At 67.7% G+C, this 1,401-nt stretch carries 2 protein-coding genes; one reads left to right on the top strand and one right to left on the bottom strand.

All coding sequences use genetic code 11. The features are described from left to right. On the top strand, positions 1-838 hold an 838-nt coding region (locus AC1DOC_RS33590), incomplete at its 5' end, for a hydantoinase B/oxoprolinase family protein (RefSeq protein ID WP_478131560.1). A gap of 318 nt (positions 839-1,156) precedes the next feature. Here the strand turns inward: AC1DOC_RS33590 and AC1DOC_RS33595 are convergent. Next, positions 1,157-1,401, bottom strand: a 245-nt coding sequence (locus AC1DOC_RS33595) for a 4Fe-4S dicluster domain-containing protein (RefSeq protein ID WP_478131561.1), incomplete at its 5' end; no start/stop codon positions are given.

The following is a 1,401-nucleotide window of genomic DNA, read 5'->3' on the forward strand; positions in this document are numbered from 1 at the left end:
GCTGAAGAACGGCGAGTTCACGCTGCCGCTGGACAACGGCGCGCAGATCCGCGTGCGGGTCACGGTGGATGCCGTCGCGCGCTCGGCCACGGTCGACTTCACGGGCACCAGCGCGCAGCTGGCCAACAACTTCAATGCGCCGCGGGCCATCACCATGGCGGCCGTGCTGTATGTGTTCCGCACGCTGGTGGACGACGACATTCCGCTCAACGCGGGCTGCCTCAAACCCATCGAGGTGATCGTGCCGGGCGGCTGCATGCTCAACCCGCTCCCGCCGGCCGCGGTGGTGGCGGGCAACGTCGAAACCTCGAGCTGCGTGACCAACGCGCTCTATGGCGCACTCGGTGTGATGGCCGCGAGCCAGTGCACGATGAACAACTTCACCTTCGGCGACGGCGAGCACCAGTACTACGAAACCATCTCGGGCGGCTCGGGCGCGGGTCCGGGCTTCGACGGCACGAGCGTGGTGCAGACCCACATGACCAACTCGCGCCTCACGGACCCCGAGGTGCTGGAGTTCCGCTACCCGGTGCGCCTTGAGAGCTACCGCCTGCGCACCGGTTCAGGGGGAGCCGGGCGCTGGCGCGGCGGCGACGGCGGCGTGCGGCGCGTGCGCTTCCTGGCGCCGATGACGGCCTCGATCCTCAGCAATGGCCGGCTCCACGGCGCGTTCGGCGGTGCGGGCGGCGAGGCCGGTGCGGTGGGCATCAACCGTGTCGAGCGGGCCGATGGGACGGTCGAGACGTTGGACCACATCGGGCAGGTGCAGATGGCGCCGGGGGACGTGTTCGTGATCGAGACGCCTGGTGGGGGAGGATGGGGCGAAAGCGGCTCTTGAACTGTGCTGTGCATTCTGTCGGCGGGGGTGCGCTCCCGCCGACGGGGTACCTTGCTCCGCGAATGTCCTCCGCCCTGCGGGCTCCCCCTTGATTTCGCTGCGCAAGGCACCCCATCGGCGGGAGCGTGATCAGAGCAGTCGTTGATCAGCGATACACCAGCAGCGTGTCCAGGTGCACAGGGCATCGGGTGCTCCCCGCAGCGAAATCAAGGAGGAGGCCGCAGGCCGGGGGACATTCGCGGAGGGGAGTACCCGGTGTCCTGTGCACGCGCCCCGAACAAATGCGTCCCGAACAAGAGCGCCAAAAACGAGAGAGAACTACATCCCCACGTAATTCGGCCCGCCGCCCCCTTCAGGCGTGACCCACACGATGTTCTGCGTCGGATCCTTGATGTCGCAGGTCTTGCAGTGCACGCAGTTCTGCGCGTTGATCTGCAGGCGCTCCTTGCCGGCGTTGGCCTCGTCGGGCACGAACTCGTACACGCCGGCCGGGCAGTAGCGGCTTTCGGGGCCCGCGAACTTCGACAGGTTGATGTTCACCGGCACCGACGCATCCTTGAGCC

This window comes from Variovorax sp. 01T439_2 (assembly GCF_056398445.1).